Raw genomic sequence first — 16,346 nt, forward strand, 5'->3', positions numbered from 1 at the left:
CGTAGGGCGGCGGGAGGGTGAGGGGCTGCGCGCCTCGAAAGCGCGTCCCCCCTCACCCAACCCTCTCCCCCGAGGGGAGAGGGCTTTGGCGGTTACTGGCAGGCCAGGCACTCGTCATAATCCTTGGCTTCGAGCTCGATCTGCTTGAGGTCGGGCGTGTTGTCCGCCTCGACGCCGCCGGCGAAGCCCGCGCGCTGGATCGACTTCGACCGCAGATAGTAAAGCGACTTGATCCCCAATTCCCACGCGCGGAAGTGGAGCATCAGCAGATCCCACTTCTCGACGTCGGCCGGGATGAACAGGTTCAGGCTCGCCGACTGATCGATATAGGGCGTGCGATCGGCCGCCAGTTCGATCAGCCAGCGCTGGTCGATCTCGAAGCTGGTCTTGTAGACGTCCTTTTCCTGTTCGCTCAGGAAATCGAGATGCTGGACCGAGCCGCCCTTCTCGAGGATCGTGTTCCACACCGCGTCGCTGTTCTTCGACTTGGTCGAGAGCAGTTTCTCCAGATACGGATTCTTGATCGAGAAGCTGCCCGACAGCGTCTTGTGGGTATAGATGTTGGCCGGGATCGGCTCGATGCACGCGCTGGTGCCGCCGCAGATGATGCTGATCGACGCGGTCGGCGCGATCGCGGTCTTGCAGCTGAAGCGCTCCATCACGCCCATGTCGGCGGCGTCGGGGCACGGCCCGCGCTCGATCGCCAGCGCCATCGAGGCTTCGTTGGCCTGCGCCTGGATGTGCTTGAAGATGCGGAGGTTCCAGCTCTTCGCCATCGCGCCCTCGAACGGCAGGTTGCGCGCCTGGAGGAAGGAGTGGAAGCCCATCACGCCGAGGCCGACCGAGCGCTCGCGCGCCGCCGAATAGGCCGCCCGTTCCATGCCGGGTTCGGCGCGCGCGATGAAATCGTCGAGCACGTTGTCGAGGAAGCGCATCACGTCCTCGATGAACATCCTGTCGCCGTTCCACTGATCCCACGTCTCGAGATTGAGCGACGAGAGGCAGCAGACCGCGGTACGATCCTTGCCGTGCTGATCGCGGCCGGTGGGCAACGTGATCTCGCAGCACAGGTTCGAGGTCGAGACCTTGAGGCCGACGTCGCGCTGGAAGGCGGGCATGGTGCGGTTCACCGTGTCCTGGAACACGATATAGGGCTCGCCCGTGGCGAGACGCGTCTCGACCAGTTTCTGGAAGAGCGATCGCGCGTCGACCTCGCCGCGCTTCGATCCGTCCTTGGGGCTCTTGAGATCGAAGCTGCGGCCGTTGCGGACGGCCTCCATGAACTCGTCGGTCAGCAGCACGCCGTGGTGGAGGTTGAGCGCCTTGCGGTTGAAGTCGCCCGACGGCTTCCGGATCTCGAGGAACTCCTCGATTTCGGGGTGGCTGACGTCGAGATAGACCGCGGCCGAGCCGCGCCGCAGCGAGCCCTGGCTGATCGCGAGCGTCAGGCTGTCCATCACGCGCACGAACGGGATGATGCCGCTGGTCTTGCCGTTCAGGCCGACCGGCTCGCCGATACCGCGCACCTGGCCCCAATAGGTGCCGATGCCGCCGCCGCGCGAGGCGAGCCAGACATTCTCGTTCCACGTGTCGACGATGCCGTTGAGGCTGTCATCGACCGAGTTGAGGAAACAGGAGATGGGCAGGCCGCGCCCGGTGCCGCCGTTCGACAGCACCGGCGTCGCCGGCATGAACCACAACCTGGAGATGTAATCGTAGATGCGCTGCGCATGCGCGGCATCGTCGGCATAGGCCGAGGCCACGCGCACGAACAGATCCTGGAAGCCTTCGCCGGGCAGCAGATAGCGGTCCTTCAGCGTCTCCTTCCCGAAATCGGTAAGGAGCGCGTCGCGGCTATGGTCGACGTCGAGCGGATAGGGACGCTTCGGCCCCGCCGGCGTCGCATCGGTGACCGCGGCGGTTGCGCCGTCGGTGTCGAGAAGGGTTGCCATGTCGTTCAAATCCCGATCGCTGCTGCCCGAGAGATCCATCACTGATCCTTCTTGCGTTCTCGTTCCGTTCGCGTCCGGGAGTCAATCCCGAATGCGCTCAATCCACGCCGCTTTGCGGCGAGGGGCACAGACGCGCCGGTCCCATCCGTCCCCACAGGCAGTGGGAAAGGGGATACCGGAGACGATATGGTGATCGCCCGGCCGCATCTCAAACTGGTGCCGCGCCAACAGGGCGCCGACACAACAGATAGTGTCACCGCCGAGTCAGCGGCACAAGATCATTAATTTGCGGTGGGCCGAAAAGTTCGATTGACGGGTGCGGATGCGGCGGTTTTGCGCGCGTCGTTCCATCGTTGCTTTTCAGACCGGACCTAATCCCGTTCGCGTGTCCGCCGGCGCCATCCCGCCCGCACGCTTGACGCGGGGTGGACCCCGGAACAAGTCGGGGGTGACGGTGGATGCAAGGGGATCGGGATGATCGCGGGATTGATGGCTTTGGCGCTCGGCGCGGCGGGGCCGGCGGACGCCGACACCAAGGCGTGGTGGCAGACCACCGCCACGCTGTCGAACGACGCGATGAACGGCCGCGACACCGGCTCGGCCGATTATGAGCGCGCGGCGCGGATCGTGGCGGATCGCTTCGCCGCCGCCGGGCTGGAGCCCGCAGGCGAGGATGGCAGCTGGTTCCAGCGCGTGCCGATGGAGCAGCTGGCGGTGACCGGCGCGACGATCCTCGCCGGCACGACCCCGCTTGCCTTCCTGTACGACATCATGCTCGCACCCGCGCCGGGCATGGCCGAGCGGCTGGTCGCGCCGATCGCCTATCGCGGTTACTGCCGCCCGGCCGATCTGGGCAATGTGCGCGGCAAGGTGGTGATCTGCCACGGCACGCACCGCACCGGCCTGCCGAGCGAGGCGGAGCGGCAGGCGGCAGTGAAGGCGGCGGGCGCGGCCGCGATCGTGATGATCGCCGATCCGGGCTTCGCGGTCGAGCCGCCGCGCTGGCCTTTTGCCTATGCGCGCACGGTGTGGCTGGCGGGCAGCGCACCGGCGGCCGAGCCGATGCTGCGCTTCACCCTTAACGCCGATGCCCTGGGCAAGCTGATCGGCGGCGGGGGGCATGACCCGGCGGCGCTGATCGCGGCCGGCGCGGCAGGACAGCCGCTGCCGAGCTTCGATGCGGCGCAGCCGCTGCGCGTGAGCGTCGCGCTGGAGCGCAAGGCGATCAGCGCGCCCAACGTGCTGGCGCTGCTGCCCGGCCGCGACAAGACCAAGCACAACCAGGCGATCATCCTGTCGGCGCATCTCGACGGCTATGGGCCGGGCGAGCCGGTCAATGGCGACGGGCTCTACAACGGCACGCTCGATGATGCCGCCTACGTGGCGCTGCTGATCCGCACCGCCGAGCGCGCGCACGAGAAAGGCTATAAGCGGCCGGTGATTTTCGCCGCCTTCACCGGCGAAGAGAAGGGGCTGCTCGGCGCGCGCTGGTTCGTCGGCCACCCGACCTTGCCCAAGGCCTATATCGCCGCCGACATCAACCTGGACCAGCTCCGCCCGATCTTCCCGCTCGATCTGCTGACGGTGCATGGGCTCGACGACACCACGCTCGGCGCCGATGCGCGCGCGGTGGCGGGCGGCATGGGCGTCGCGGTCCAGCGCGATCCCGAGCCCGAGCGCAATCTGTTGCGCCGCGCCGACAATTGGCCGTTCATGCAGGCGGGCATTCCCGCGACCGGTTTCGTCTTCGGCTATCGGCCGGGATCGGAGAGCGAGCGCATCTACCGCCAATGGTATCGCACCGGCTATCACCGCCCGCAGGACGATCTCGCCCAGCCGATGGACTGGAAGGCGGCAGCGGACTTCAACCGCTTCTTCTATGCGCTGGTCGAGCGGGTGGCGGATCAGGATGCCGCGCCGGCGTGGGTGGCGGGGAGCGGGCTCAAGCCGACGCCATAAGCGCCCGGCGCATGGGGCGCGTAGGTTTGTGCTACGCCCCCAGCTTCAGCCGGGCGAGCATCACCAGCAGGCCGACGATCGCCACGATCATCTGCGGCAGGCGCAGCCGCGCGAAATGGGCGGGTGCCCAGCCGCGCTTCGCCGCTTGTGGATCGTAGAGCGCGATCGTCGCATAGCCCATGACGAGCAGCACCAGCGCGATCGCGGTCGGCGCGATCATCGATCCGAAGGCGAGAACGTACAGCCACATCATCTCGGCGAGCTGGCCGCGCTGCGGGCCGCCCGCGGTGAAGAAGGACAGGCCGCGCGTGACGCCGGCGAGGAAGGCGAGGATCGCGCTTGCCCAGATCACGCCCGCTGCCAGCGACGCCCCGGCGTAAAGCGGCGGCAGCAGCCAGCAGCCCGCGCCCGCAGCGACGATCAGCAATACCGGCCCATAAGCGAACAGCAGCTCGATGCGGGGGATGCGCGCCGTCTCGACCGCTTCGGGCTCGAGGATGATGGGGCTGGGGGCTTCTTCGAGGTCGCTCATGCGCGCCCAAGTGGCGCAGGCGGCAGCGGGTTGCAACGGATGCGGCCCGCGATCCGCATGGCCGATTGCCGTCGCGCCTCCGAAGCGCTTATGGCGGCGGCAGCGAAGGGCCGAGGGCAGACATGATTACCATCCGCGAAGCCGACCTGATCGAGAGCGTCGCCGACGCGCTCCAGTTCATCTCTTACTATCACCCGATGGACTATATCCGCGCGCTGGGCGCGGCCTACGAGGCCGAGCAGTCGCCCGCGGCCAAGGACGCGATCGCGCAAATCCTCACCAACAGCCGCATGTGCGCGGAGGGGCATCGCCCGATCTGCCAGGATACCGGCATCGTCACGATCTTCGTGAAGTGGGGCCAGAATTGCCGGCTGGAGAGCGACCGTTCGCTGCAGGAGGTCGTCGACGAGGGCGTGCGCCGCGCCTATTTGCTGCCCGAGAACAAGTTGCGCGCCTCGATCCTGCGCGATCCGGCGTTCAGCCGCGTCAACACCAAGGACAATACGCCCTCGGTCCTCAATGTCGAGATGGTGCCGGGCGACCATGTCGAGGTGATGCTCGCGGCCAAGGGCGGCGGATCCGAGAACAAGTCCAAGTTCAAGATGATGAACCCCAGCGACAGCATCGTCGACTGGGTGCTGGAGATGCTGCCGCAGATGGGCGCGGGCTGGTGCCCGCCGGGCATGCTCGGCATCGGCATCGGCGGCACCGCCGAGAAGGCGATGACGCTCGCCAAGGAATCGTTGATGGGCGACATCGACATGGCGCAGCTCAAGGCGCGCGGGCCGCAGACCAAGATCGAGGAATTGCGGATCGAATTGTTCGACAAGGTCAACGCGCTCGGCATCGGCGCGCAGGGGCTGGGCGGCCTCGCCACCGTGCTCGACGTCAAGATCATGGACTGGCCGACCCACGCCGCGTCGAAGCCGATCGCGATGATCCCCAATTGCGCCGCGACGCGCCACGCGCATTTTCACCTCGACGGATCGGGCCCGGCCTATCTGGAGCCGCCGAAGCTGGAGGAATGGCCCGACGTGCAATGGGCGCCGTCGAAGGAGTCGATCCGCGTCGACCTCGACAGCCTGACGCCCGAGGTGGTGGCGAGCTGGCAGCCGGGCGACCGGCTGCTGCTCAACGGCAAGATGCTCACCGGCCGCGACGCCGCGCACAAGCGCATCGCCGACATGCTGGCGAAGGGCGAGGAGCTGCCCGTCGAGTTTAAAGGCCGGGTGATTTATTATGTCGGCCCGGTCGATCCGGTCGACGACGAGGTGGTCGGCCCCGCCGGCCCGACGACGGCGACGCGCATGGACAAGTTCACCAAGATGATGCTCGACCAGGGCCTGCTGGCGATGGTCGGCAAGGCCGAGCGCGGGCCGGTCGCGATCGAGGCGATCCGCGAGGCGAAGTCGGCTTACCTGATGGCGGTGGGCGGTGCGGCCTATCTGGTGGCGCGCGCGATCAAGGGCGCGAAGGTCGTCGGCTTCGAAGATCTCGGCATGGAGGCGATCTACGAGTTCGACGTGCGCGACATGCCGGTGACGGTCGCGGTCGATGCGACCGGCACCAGCGTCCATTATACCGGCCCGTTGGTGTGGCGCGAGAAGATCGCACGCGAACGGCTGCTGGAGAGCGCCTGACGGTCTCGTTAACCACCGGCTAACCATGCTGGCGGTCGCGGCCGGCTTGCGCTATTGCTCGGGGCTGTGCTGGCGCGAGTCGCGGGATGGCCCCGTTCGCTGCTGGCAGGCGTTGGGGATGGCATGACGGCTCGGCAATCCATGGACGGTGCCCGATGATCGCGCTGGTCGTGATCGCGGCGTCGCTCGCCTCCGCCACCGTGGGCCAGTCGCCCGATGCGCCGGCGTCGGCGCATGTCGTGCCGGCGGCGCTGCCCGCCGCACCGGCGCGCGCCAACGCGATGCCCGACATGAGCAAGTGGGATCCCGAGCATCCGTCGGCGGCATGGCTGCAGCGGATGGTGCGCCCGTGCGCGCGGAGCGGCAACCGCGTCGTCTGCTGAGGCGGGCGACTCACGCTCCTCGTCATTCCCGCGCAGGCGGGAATCTATTTCCGGAACGATGACGATCCTGCCGAGCGGTGGCGTCAATGGATCCCCGCCTGCGCGGGGATGACGGTATGGGGCGCACCCGATTGCCCCGTCCTTCGGCTCGGCGTAGGGCCCGCGCCATGAGCATCGAAATCGACGATCGCACCGCCGCCGCCGCCTTCCGCCGGCTGGTCGCGCACCTCCAGCACCGCACCGACGCGCAGAATGTCGACCTGATGGGGCTCGCCGGTTTCTGCCGCAACTGCCTCGGCGACTGGGTCGCGGAGGCGTCGGACGGCGCGCTGACGAAGGAGCAGGGGCGCGAGGCGGTCTACGGCATGCCCTATGCCGAATGGAAGGCGACGCACCAGCAGCCCGCGACGGCCGAGCAACTCGCGCGGATGGACGCGAGCGTCGCCCGCAACGCGCGTTGAAGCCGAACGCATCTTAGGAGCGCTTTCCGTTCGTGGTGAGGAGAGACTGAGCGAAGGCGAAGGCTCGTCTCGAACCACTTGGCGCATGCCCTTCGAGACGGCACTTCGGCTTCGCTCAGTGCCTCCTCAGGGCGAACGGGAGACCGAGAGTTCAGCGAACCGCTGCCCGACGGCGCCCCTCAGACGATATCGCGGCCCGTCACGAAATCGGGGAGCACCGTGCTCGGCCCGTGCGCGCCCAGCCGGCCCGAGACGAGCTGGCGCACCGCCTCCTCGCGTGAGGGTAGCGGCGGATCGGCGCGGGCGATCCAGGCGTCGATCGCCTCGATCTGCTCGGGCGTGAAGCGTACCGTCAGCACGGTTTCGGTGAGCGGCGTGTCCATGCCCGCCAAAATGACCCTCCGCCCGCCGCCGATCAAGCGCGAATCCCGCTTCCGTTCGGGGCCGCGCGCCCTGTAAGCGCGGTCGCCATGGCCGATCAGCCCACCCCGATGATGGCGCAGTTCCTGACGCTCAAGGCGCAGGCGCCCGATTGCCTGCTATTCTATCGCATGGGCGACTTCTTCGAACTGTTTTTCGAGGATGCGAAGGCCGCCGCCGCCACGCTCGACATCGCGCTCACCACGCGCGGCGAGCATCTGGGGCAGCCGGTGCCGATGTGCGGCGTGCCCGTCCACAGCCACGAAAGCTATCTCGCCCGGCTCATCAAGGGCGGCCACCGCGTCGCGCTCGCCGAGCAGATCGAGACGCCCGAGCAGGCGCGCGCGCGCGGCGGATCGAAGACGTTGGTCGCGCGCGGCATCGTCCGCATCGTCACGCCCGGCACGCTGACCGAGGAGGTGCTGCTCGACGCGCGCGCCGCCAACTGGCTGGTCGCGGTGGCCGAGGTCGGCGGCGCGATCGGCCTCGCCGCCGCGGACATCTCGACCGGGCGGTTCGAGATTGCGGCGGTGCCTCCGGTGGCGCTGGAGGCCGAGCTTGCGCGGCTCGACGCGGCCGAGGTGGTGGCGCCCGAGGGCTTTGCCGGCACGCATCGCCCGCTGACCACTGCGACCGGCTTCGACAGCGCGGCGGCCGAGCGGCGGCTGAAGACGCTGTTTCAGGTGGCGACGCTCGACGGCTGGGGCGAGTTCGGCCGCGCCGAGCTGGCGGCGGCGGGCGGGCTGCTCGCTTACCTCGATCGCGCGGGGCAGGGCAGCCTGCCCTTCCTCAGCCCGCCGGTGCGGCGCCAGGCATCCGATCACATGATGATCGACGCCGCGACGCGCGAAAGCCTCGAGATCGTGTGCAGCACCGGCGGCAGCCGCAAGGGCAGCCTGCTCGACGCGGTCGACCGTACCGTCACCGGCGCGGGCGCGCGGATGCTGGCGGGTGATCTTGCCGCGCCGCTGACCGATCGCGCGACGATCGACGCGCGGCTCGATCTGGTCGGCTTCATCCACGACGATGGCGATCTTCGCGCGCGGCTGCGCGCCACCTTGCGCGCGCTGCCCGATATCGGGCGCGCGCTGGGGCGGCTCGCGGCGGGGCGCGGCAGCCCACGCGATCTCGCCCAGCTGCGCGACGGGCTCGATCAGGCGTTCGCGTTGCATGGCGCGCTCGAGGCGACGGCGCATCGTCCGGCCCTGCTCGATCGCCTACAGCCGGCGCTCACCGGCCATGGCGCGCTGATCGACCGGCTGCAGCGCGCGCTGGTGCCCGCGCCGCCGATCGACGCGGCGCAGGGCGGCTATATCGCCGAGGGTTATGATCCCGCGCTCGATGCCTTGCGCATGCGCGGCGGCGAGGGGCGGCGCGCCATCGCCGCGCTGGAGGCGCAATATCGCGCCGGCACCGGCGTCGCGCAGCTCAAGATCCGCCACAACAACGTGCTCGGCTTCCATATCGAGGTGCCGGCGAAGAATGCCGATCCGTTGATGCGCGCCGATTCGGGCTTCACCCATCGCCAGACGCTGGCGGGCGTGGTGCGCTTCAACGCGCCCGAGCTGCACGAGCAGGCGACCCATGTCGGCCAGGCGGGCGCGCACGCGCTGGCGGCCGAGGCGGCGCATCTGGAGGAGCTGACCGCGCTGGCGCTGGCGGATGCGCGCGCGATCGCCGCCACCGCCGACGCGCTCGCCCGGCTCGACGTCGCGGCGGGGCTTGCCGAGCGCGCGGCCGAGGGCGGCTGGTGCCGGCCGGTCTTGGTCGACCATCCCTGCCTCGAGGTGGCCGAGGGGCGGCATCCGGTGGTGGAGAGCGCGGTCGCGGCATCGGGCGGCCGCTTCGTCGCCAACGATTGCCGGCTGGGCGTGGACGACCGGCTGTGGCTCGTCACCGGGCCGAACATGGGCGGCAAGTCGACCTTCCTGCGCCAGAATGCCGCGATCCTGATCCTCGCCCAGGCGGGCGCGTTCGTGCCGGCGGCGTCGGCCACGCTCGGGCTGTGCGACCGGCTGTTCAGCCGGGTCGGCGCGTCGGACAATCTGGCGCGCGGGCGCTCGACCTTCATGGTCGAGATGGTCGAGACCGCCGCGATCCTCGCGCAGGCGACCGAGCGCAGCTTCGTCATCCTCGACGAGGTCGGGCGCGGCACCTCGACCTATGACGGGCTCGCCATCGCCTGGGCGGTGGTGGAGGCGGTGCACGACGTCAATCGCTGCCGCTGCCTGTTCGCGACGCATTATCACGAGCTGACGCGGCTGGCCGAGCGGCTCGACGCGCTGTCGCTGCGCCACGTGCGGGCGCGCGAGTGGAAGGGCGAGCTGGTGCTGCTGCACGAGGTGGCGGCAGGGCCGGCCGATCGCTCTTACGGGCTCGCGGTGGCGCGGCTCGCCGGCCTGTCGCCCGCGGTGATCGGCCGCGCCAGGGAGGTGCTCAAGCGGCTGGAGGCGGGGCGTGCCGCGACCGGCGGGCTGGCGGCGGGGCTCGACGACCTGCCGCTGTTCGCAGCGGCGGCGCAGGCGGACGAGGCGAAGGCCGATCCGCTGCGCGACGCGCTGGCGGCGGCCGATGCCGACGCGCTCACCCCGCGCGAGGCGCTCGAGCTGGTCTATCGGCTGAAGGCGCTCATCGCCGATTGAGCTCGCGCGGAGCCACTTGGCCGCGACGGCGTTCCTGCTCCGAAATGATATGGAGAGACGCTTGTGATGACCATCCTGCTCGTCATCCTCATCCTGCTGCTGGTCGGCGCGCTGCCGACATGGCCATATAGCCGCGGCTGGGGCGCCTATCCGAGCGGCGGGCTCGGCCTGATCCTCATCATCGTGCTGATCCTGGTGCTGACCGGCAATCTGTAGACAGAGCGTGCTCCTGCGAAAGCAGGAGTCCAGAGGAGGCAGGCGAGTGTGTGCGGCTCTGGGCTCCTGCGTGCGCAGGAGCGCAATATCACTGCCCGGATCGGGATCGGTTCAGGTTCGGCGGGATAATCGTGGTCTGATGCGCCTTCGCCTGCTCCTCGCCGCCCTCGTGACGTTCGTCGCTTGCCCTGCGCTGGCGGAGAATGCGCCGTTCGATCTTGCCGGCCCCAGCCTGCGCGTCAGCGTCACGCATGCCGGGCGCACGCTGCCGATCGCGCAGGTGCCGCAGCTCGCGAGCGGCGACCGGATCGACGTGCGCGCCGATCTGCCGCCCGACCAGTCGGCGCATTATCTGCTCGTCACCGCCTTCCTGCGCGGGGCGACCAATCCGCCGCCCGACAAATGGTTCGCGCAGGTCGAGACGTGGACGAAGAAGGGCAAGCGCGGGCTAAGCCTGACCGTGCCGGAGGGCGCGCAGCAGGTGATGCTGTTCCTCGCGCCCGAGACCGGCGGCGATTTCCCGACATTGCGCAACGCCGTGCAGGGCAAGCCCGGCGCGTTCGTGCGCGCGGCGCAGGATCTGGCGCAGGCGTCGCTCGATCAGCGCCGGCTCGATGCCTATCTCGTCGCGGTGCGCCAGCCGGCGCCGGGCGACCCCGGCCGGCTCGAGCGGATCACGCCGCTGCTCGCGCGCAGCCTGCAGATCAAGGTCAATGCCGACTGCCTGTCGAAGACGCCCGAGCTGCAGGCGCCGTGCCTGCTCCAGAACCAGGACGCGCTGGTGCTGAACGACGGCCACAGCAATGCGATCACCGATGCATTGTCGGGCCCCGGCGTCGATCTCGCGCTGCAGTTCAGCGCCACGCCGCAGGGCGGGCTCGGCTATTACAGCCCCTATATCGCCGCGATCCGCGACATTATCGGCCTGTTCGGCTCGATCCACACCGCGAAATATCAATATATCCCCGCGCTCGCGACGCCCGAGGGCGACCGGATGGGGCTGATCCTCAACGCGGCGCCCTCGTTCCATAATCCCAAGTCGGTGCTGGTCGCGGCACTGCCGATCGTCGCGCCGGTGCGCATCCCGCCGCTCGACATGGCCGAGCCCGATCTGGCGCTGTGCGCGCAGGCGGATACGCTGGTGCTGCCGGCGGTCGGCGCGCCGCTGATCTACGCCACCGATTATGCTCACGATCTGGCGCTGCGCGTCGACCTGCCGGGCGGGCGCACGGTCGACCTGCCGATCCAGCCCGATGTCGAGCGCGGCGGGCTGGTGGTGCATGTGGCCGGCGCGCTGCCGAAGGATCTCGACGCGCCGGCCAAGGCGACGATCCACGGCCAATGGGGCTTCCAGCCGTTCGACGGGCCGGTCGTGCGGCTGGAGCCGGCACGCATCGGCGGGTGGCGGCTCGCCGGGCCGCCGCGCGATGGCGTGGTCGAGCTGACCGGCGGCGCCGCCGCCTGCGTCACGCACGTCACCGCAGGCGGTCGCGATGTGACGTGGAAGCGGATCGCGCCCGACCGGATCGGCCTGCCGCTCGATCCCCGCGCCGGCGCAACGATCGCCGTGGCGAGCGCGGGGGCGGGCGACCCGCAGCGGATCGAGGTCGCGGCGCCGCCCGCGCCGGCGCGGTTCACGGCGACGGTGATCGCGCGCCATGTCGAGCGGCCGGCGCAGGTCGCGCCGATCGCGGTGGTGCTGGGCAGCGACATGCAGGTGCCGGGCGACGCCACATTGCGCATCTCGCTGCGTGCGGGTGATGGGATGCGCTTCACCGGGCGCGAGACGGTCGAGGTCGCCGCCGGATCGGGCGGGGATACCGCACGGCTGACGGTCGCGAACGGGCTGACGATCGCCGATCCGCAGGTGGCGCTGGCGACGATCCAGCCGGCGAGCGCGCTCGGCGCGTCCGCCTTCGGCCCGCTGCGCGCGCGGATCGTGCGCGACGGGATCGCCGGCGACTGGCTGCCGATCGGCACGCTCGTCCGGCTACCAGCGATCCGCCAATTGCACTGCCCCGACGATCCGGCGGCGCAGGCGTGCGAGCTGTCGGGCGACAATCTGTTCCTGATCGCGGCGGTCGCGCCGACTGCGGCGTTCGATCATCCGGTGGCGATTCCCGAAGGCTATCCCGGCACGTCGATCCAGGTGCCGCGCCCGGCCGGCGGCGCGCTTTACGTGCGCTGGCACGACGATCCCGCGATCGCGGGGCATATCGGGGGTTAGGGCCTATTCGTCATCCCGGCGCAGGCCGGGATCCAGTGCCGAAGGTGCGGGCCTGGATCCCGGCCTGCGCCGGGATGACAGGCGAGAGATCGGCCGTCGACCGCGCCCGTCCGGCGTCTACGCCTGCCGCTCCTCGCGCAGGCGCTGCCAGTAAGCGAGCCGCTCGGCGATCTTCGCCTCGAAGCCGCGCGGCGTGGGGCTGTAGAAGGTCTGCGGCGCCATCTCGTCGGGCCAATAGTCGCTGCCCGAAAAGGCGTCGTCGGCATCGTGATCGTAGGCGTAGCCGTCGCCATAGCCGACCTGCTTCATCAGCTTGGTCGGCGCGTTGAGGATCGACTTGGGCGGCATCAGCGATCCCGTCTCCTTGGCGCTGCGAGCGGCGGCCTTCCACGCTTTGTAGCCAGCGTTCGATTTGGGCGCGGTCGCGAGGTAGACGATGGCGTTCGCGATCGCGAGTTCGCCCTCGGGCGAGCCGAGGAAATCGTAGCTGTCCTTGGCGGCGAGGCATTGCACCAGCGCCTGCGGATCGGCGAGGCCGATATCCTCGCTCGCCATCCGCACCATCCGACGCAGCAGGAACAAGGGCTGCTCGCCCGCCACCAGCATGCGCGCGAGATAGTAAAGCGACGCCTGCGGATCGGAGCCGCGCACCGCCTTGTGGAGTGCCGAGATGAGGTTGTAATGGCCCTCGCGATCCTTGTCGTAGACCGCGACGCGCCGCTGGAGCAGTTGCGCGAGCCCGGCCGGATCGAGCGGCGCCGGCAGGTCGATCGCGAACAATGTCTCGGCCTGGTTGAGCAGGAAGCGACCGTCGCCGTCGGCGCTCGCCACAAGGGCCGCGCGAGCATCGCCGTCGAGCGGCAGCGGACGCTCCATCACCGCCTCGGCGCGGGCGAGCAATGCTTCCAGCGCGCGCGCGTCGAGCCGCTCGAGGATCAGCACCTGAGCGCGGCTGAGCAGAGCGGCGTTCAGCTCGAACGACGGATTTTCGGTGGTGGCGCCGACCAAAACGACCGTGCCGTCCTCGACATAGGGCAGGAAGCCGTCCTGCTGCGCGCGATTGAAGCGGTGGATCTCGTCCACGAACAGCAAAGTTCGGCGGTTCATGCGGCGATGCTCGCGCGCCTCGGCGAACACCTTCTTCAGGTCTGCGACGCCCGAGAACACCGCCGAGATCGCGACGAAGCGCAGCGCCACCGCATCGGCGAGCAGGCGCGCGATGCTGGTCTTGCCCGTGCCCGGCGGCCCCCACAGCACCATCGACGACAGTCGCCCGGCCGCGACCATCCGCCCGATCGCGCCGTCGGGCCCGGTCAGGTGCGCCTGCCCGATCACCTCGTCCAGCGTGCGCGGCCGCAGTCGATCGGCGAGCGGGCCGTCGGCGGCGGGCGCGGCTTCGGGCGCAGGCATGTCGTCGGCGAAGAGGTCGGCCATCGAGGCGGATATAGGGGCATGGCCGCCCGACCGCCATTCTGCCCACCGTCATTCCCGCGCAGGCGAGAATCCCTTCACGCGGCGTGCGTGCGATCCACCCGCATCTGCGTCACCCCGGACTTGTTCCGGGGTCCACGGCACGGCGTGGCGAACCGTTCCCGGTCAAAACCGCCGCGCCCGACGCCCGGTGGACCCCGGAACAAGTCCGGGGTGACGGCCGGTGTGATGGCGTGCCGCGCTTACTCCGGCAGGAAGTTGGGCACCGACAGATAGCGCTCGCCGGTATCGTAGTTGAAGCCGAGGATGCGCGCGCCGGGCGCGTCCTTCAGCTTCTGCGCGATCGCGGCGAGCGTCGCGCCGGACGAGATGCCGACCAGCAGCCCCTCTTCGCTGGCCGAGCGGCGGGCATAATCCTTCGCATCCTCGGGATCGACCTGCACCACGCCGTCGAGCATGCCGGTGTGGAGGTTCTGCGGGACGAAGCCGGCGCCGATGCCCTGGATCGGGTGCGGCGCGGGCTGGCCGCCGGAGATGACCGGCGACAGGGTCGGCTCGACCGCGAACACCTTGAGGCCGGGCCATTGCGCCTTCAGCGTCTCGCCGACGCCGGTGATGTGGCCGCCGGTGCCGACGCCGCTGACGATCATATCGAGCGGCGCGTCGGCGAAATCGGCCAATATCTCCTGCGCCGTGGTGGTGGCGTGGACGGCGATGTTGGCCGGGTTCTCGAACTGCTGCGGCATCCACGCGCCGGGGGTCGCGTCGACGATCTCCAGCGCGCGTTCGATCGCGCCCTTCATGCCCTTTTCGCGCGGGGTGAGGTCGAAGCGCGCGCCATAGGCCAGCATCAGCCGCCGCCGCTCGAGGCTCATGCTCTCGGGCATGACGAGCACAAGCTTGTAGCCCTTCACCGCCGCGACCATCGCGAGGCCGACGCCGGTATTGCCCGAGGTCGGCTCGACGATCGTGCCGCCGGGCTGCAGGTCGCCCGATGCCTCGGCCGCCTCGATCATCGCCAGCGCGATGCGATCCTTGATCGAGCCGCCGGGGTTCGACCGCTCGGACTTGATCCACACCTCGGCATCACCGAACAGCCGCTGGACGCGGATGTGGGGGGTGTTGCCGATCGTCTCCAGAACGTTGCTTACCTTCATGCGACCATCTCCTCGGTGGGAACGTCTTCACGGCTTTTGGGCGGATCGAATGTACGCGCACGCGGCAGTTCGGGGAACAGCACCGACCACAGCAACGTGATGCCGATCGCGCCGATGCCGCCCAATACCACCGCCGGCATCGCGCCGATCAGCGCCGCCAGCAATCCCGATTCGGCCTCGCCCAGCTCGTTCGAGCCCGAAATGAACAGGGTCGAGACCGCGCCGACGCGGCCGCGCATCTCGTTCGGCGTATAAAGCTGAATCAGGGACTGGCGGACATAGACCGACAGCATGTCGGCCGCGCCCAGCACCGCCAGCGCGAACAGCGACAGCGGCATCCAGCGCGACAGGCCGAACACCACCGTCGCGGTGCCGAACGTCGCGACCGCGACCAGCATCTTCACGCCGACATTGGATTGCAGCGGGCGGACCGAGAACCAGATCGCGGCGAGCGTCGCGCCGATCGCGGGCGCGCCGCGCAGGTGGCCGAGCCCGGCCGCGCCGACCTGCAGGATGTCGCGCGCATAGATGGGCAGCATCGCGGTCGCGCCGCCGAGCAGCACCGCGAACAGATCGAGGCTGATCGCGCCGAGCACGAGCCGGTTGCGCCGCACATAATGCAGCCCCTCCACCATCTGCCGCCACGGATTGGCGGTGCGGTCGAGCGTCGTCCGCGTCAGCGGCCGGATCATTCCGATCGACAGGCCCGCGCCAAGGAACAGCACGCCCGACACGGCATAAGGCAGCCACGGTGCGGCGGCGTAGAGATAGCCGCCGAGCGCGGGGCCGCCGATGCCGCCGATCTGCCACGCGACCGAGCTGGCCGCGATCGCGCGCGGCAGCACGGCGGGCGGCACGAGATTGGGCGCCAATGCGCCGATCGCCGGGCCGGCGAAGGCGCGCGCCACGCCGAGCGTGGCGGCGACGAGGTAGATCACCCACAGGCTGCTCGACCCGGTCCAGGCATGAAGACCGAGCACCAGCGCGCACATGGCCTCGGTCGTCAGCGTGATCTGCGCGATGCGGCGGCGATCGACGCGATCCGCCGTCCAGCCGGTGACGAGGGTGAGGATCGCGAGCGGCAGGAACTGGCAGACGCCGACCATGCCGAGCTGGAATGCGGCCTCCTTCGGCGCCATCGTGCGGCGGGCGAGGTCGTAGACCTGCCAGCCGATCACTACCACCATGCCGTTCTGCGCGACGGTCGACGCGAAGCGCGCGCCCCACAGGAAACGGAAGTCGCGGATGCTGAACGGCGAGACGGGCGCTGTCATGCGGCTCGCTTAGGCGCAGCGAGCGGCGCGCGGCAACCGCAGTCTGGCTTTG

13 protein-coding genes are annotated in these 16,346 nt (G+C 69.6%); 7 read left to right on the plus strand and 6 right to left on the minus strand.

Translation table 11 applies throughout. From position 1 onward, the window contains the following. Positions 1 to 92 precede the first annotated feature (92 nt). Positions 93 to 1,991 carry a ribonucleoside-diphosphate reductase subunit alpha gene (locus K8P63_RS04205; RefSeq protein ID WP_223798615.1) on the minus strand — a complete coding sequence of 633 codons (1,899 nt, stop codon included), beginning with the start codon at positions 1,989 to 1,991 and terminating at the stop codon, positions 93 to 95. A gap of 435 nt (positions 1,992 to 2,426) precedes the next feature. Here K8P63_RS04205 and K8P63_RS04210 point away from each other — a divergent pair, with 435 nt between their 5' ends. Continuing rightward, complete coding sequence (locus K8P63_RS04210) at positions 2,427 to 3,911, plus strand: M28 family peptidase (RefSeq protein WP_223798616.1); 1,485 nt, start codon at positions 2,427 to 2,429, stop codon at positions 3,909 to 3,911. Between the two features lie 31 nt (positions 3,912 to 3,942). On the opposite strand, the gene K8P63_RS04215 is transcribed toward K8P63_RS04210, so the two are convergent. Then, positions 3,943 to 4,443, minus strand: coding sequence for a DUF3429 domain-containing protein (locus K8P63_RS04215; protein ID WP_223798617.1), 501 nt, complete (start codon positions 4,441 to 4,443; stop codon positions 3,943 to 3,945). Between the two features lie 122 nt (positions 4,444 to 4,565). Between K8P63_RS04215 and K8P63_RS04220 the strand changes: the two genes are divergently transcribed. The 3 genes from K8P63_RS04220 to K8P63_RS04230 all read left to right on the plus strand — a co-directional run bounded on the left by K8P63_RS04220 (position 4,566) and on the right by K8P63_RS04230 (position 6,927). Then, positions 4,566 to 6,083 carry a fumarate hydratase gene (locus K8P63_RS04220; RefSeq protein WP_223798618.1) on the plus strand — a complete coding sequence of 506 codons (1,518 nt, stop codon included), beginning with the start codon at positions 4,566 to 4,568 and terminating at the stop codon, positions 6,081 to 6,083. Between the two features lie 155 nt (positions 6,084 to 6,238). After that, positions 6,239 to 6,466 carry a hypothetical protein gene (locus K8P63_RS04225; RefSeq protein ID WP_223798619.1) on the plus strand — a complete coding sequence of 76 codons (228 nt, stop codon included), beginning with the start codon at positions 6,239 to 6,241 and terminating at the stop codon, positions 6,464 to 6,466. 167 nt (positions 6,467 to 6,633) lie between these two features. Next, on the plus strand, positions 6,634 to 6,927 hold the full coding sequence (locus tag K8P63_RS04230) for a DUF1244 domain-containing protein (RefSeq protein ID WP_223798620.1): 294 nt from the start codon (positions 6,634 to 6,636) through the stop codon (positions 6,925 to 6,927). Between the two features lie 179 nt (positions 6,928 to 7,106). Here the strand turns inward: K8P63_RS04230 and K8P63_RS04235 are convergent, their stop codons facing one another. Next, entirely contained in the window at positions 7,107 to 7,310 is a 204-nt protein-coding gene (locus K8P63_RS04235; protein ID WP_223798621.1) for a hypothetical protein, read from the minus strand. Between the two features lie 108 nt (positions 7,311 to 7,418). On the opposite strand from K8P63_RS04235, the gene mutS reads away from it, so the two are divergent. From mutS to K8P63_RS04250, 3 genes are all read left to right on the plus strand, one after another. Next, a complete protein-coding gene (gene mutS, locus K8P63_RS04240) occupies positions 7,419 to 9,989 on the plus strand; it encodes a DNA mismatch repair protein MutS (protein WP_223799721.1) in 2,571 nt (856 codons plus the stop codon). Positions 9,990 to 10,055: 66 nt separating this feature from the next. Further along, positions 10,056 to 10,205, plus strand: coding sequence for a DUF3309 family protein (locus K8P63_RS04245; protein WP_223798622.1), 150 nt, complete (start codon positions 10,056 to 10,058; stop codon positions 10,203 to 10,205). Between the two features lie 139 nt (positions 10,206 to 10,344). Continuing rightward, positions 10,345 to 12,432: a hypothetical protein gene (locus K8P63_RS04250; protein WP_223798623.1), complete on the plus strand. Its 2,088-nt coding sequence runs from the start codon at positions 10,345 to 10,347 to the stop codon at positions 12,430 to 12,432. A 117-nt stretch (positions 12,433 to 12,549) separates the two neighbouring features. Here the strand turns inward: K8P63_RS04250 and K8P63_RS04255 are convergent, their stop codons facing one another. From K8P63_RS04255 to K8P63_RS04265, 3 genes are all read right to left on the minus strand, one after another. Next, entirely contained in the window at positions 12,550 to 13,866 is a 1,317-nt protein-coding gene (locus K8P63_RS04255) for a replication-associated recombination protein A (protein WP_223798624.1), read from the minus strand. 239 nt (positions 13,867 to 14,105) lie between these two features. After that, positions 14,106 to 15,020: a cysteine synthase A gene (gene cysK, locus K8P63_RS04260; protein ID WP_223798625.1), complete on the minus strand. Its 915-nt coding sequence runs from the start codon at positions 15,018 to 15,020 to the stop codon at positions 14,106 to 14,108. Beyond that, a complete protein-coding gene (locus K8P63_RS04265; RefSeq protein ID WP_223798626.1) occupies positions 15,017 to 16,294 on the minus strand; it encodes an MFS transporter in 1,278 nt (425 codons plus the stop codon). Before K8P63_RS04265 ends, cysK begins: the two co-directional genes overlap by 4 nt. Between the last annotated feature and the right edge of the window lie 52 nt (positions 16,295 to 16,346).

It is taken from the genome of Sphingomonas nostoxanthinifaciens (assembly GCF_019930585.1).
Lineage (GTDB): Bacteria > Pseudomonadota > Alphaproteobacteria > Sphingomonadales > Sphingomonadaceae > Sphingomonas_I > Sphingomonas_I nostoxanthinifaciens.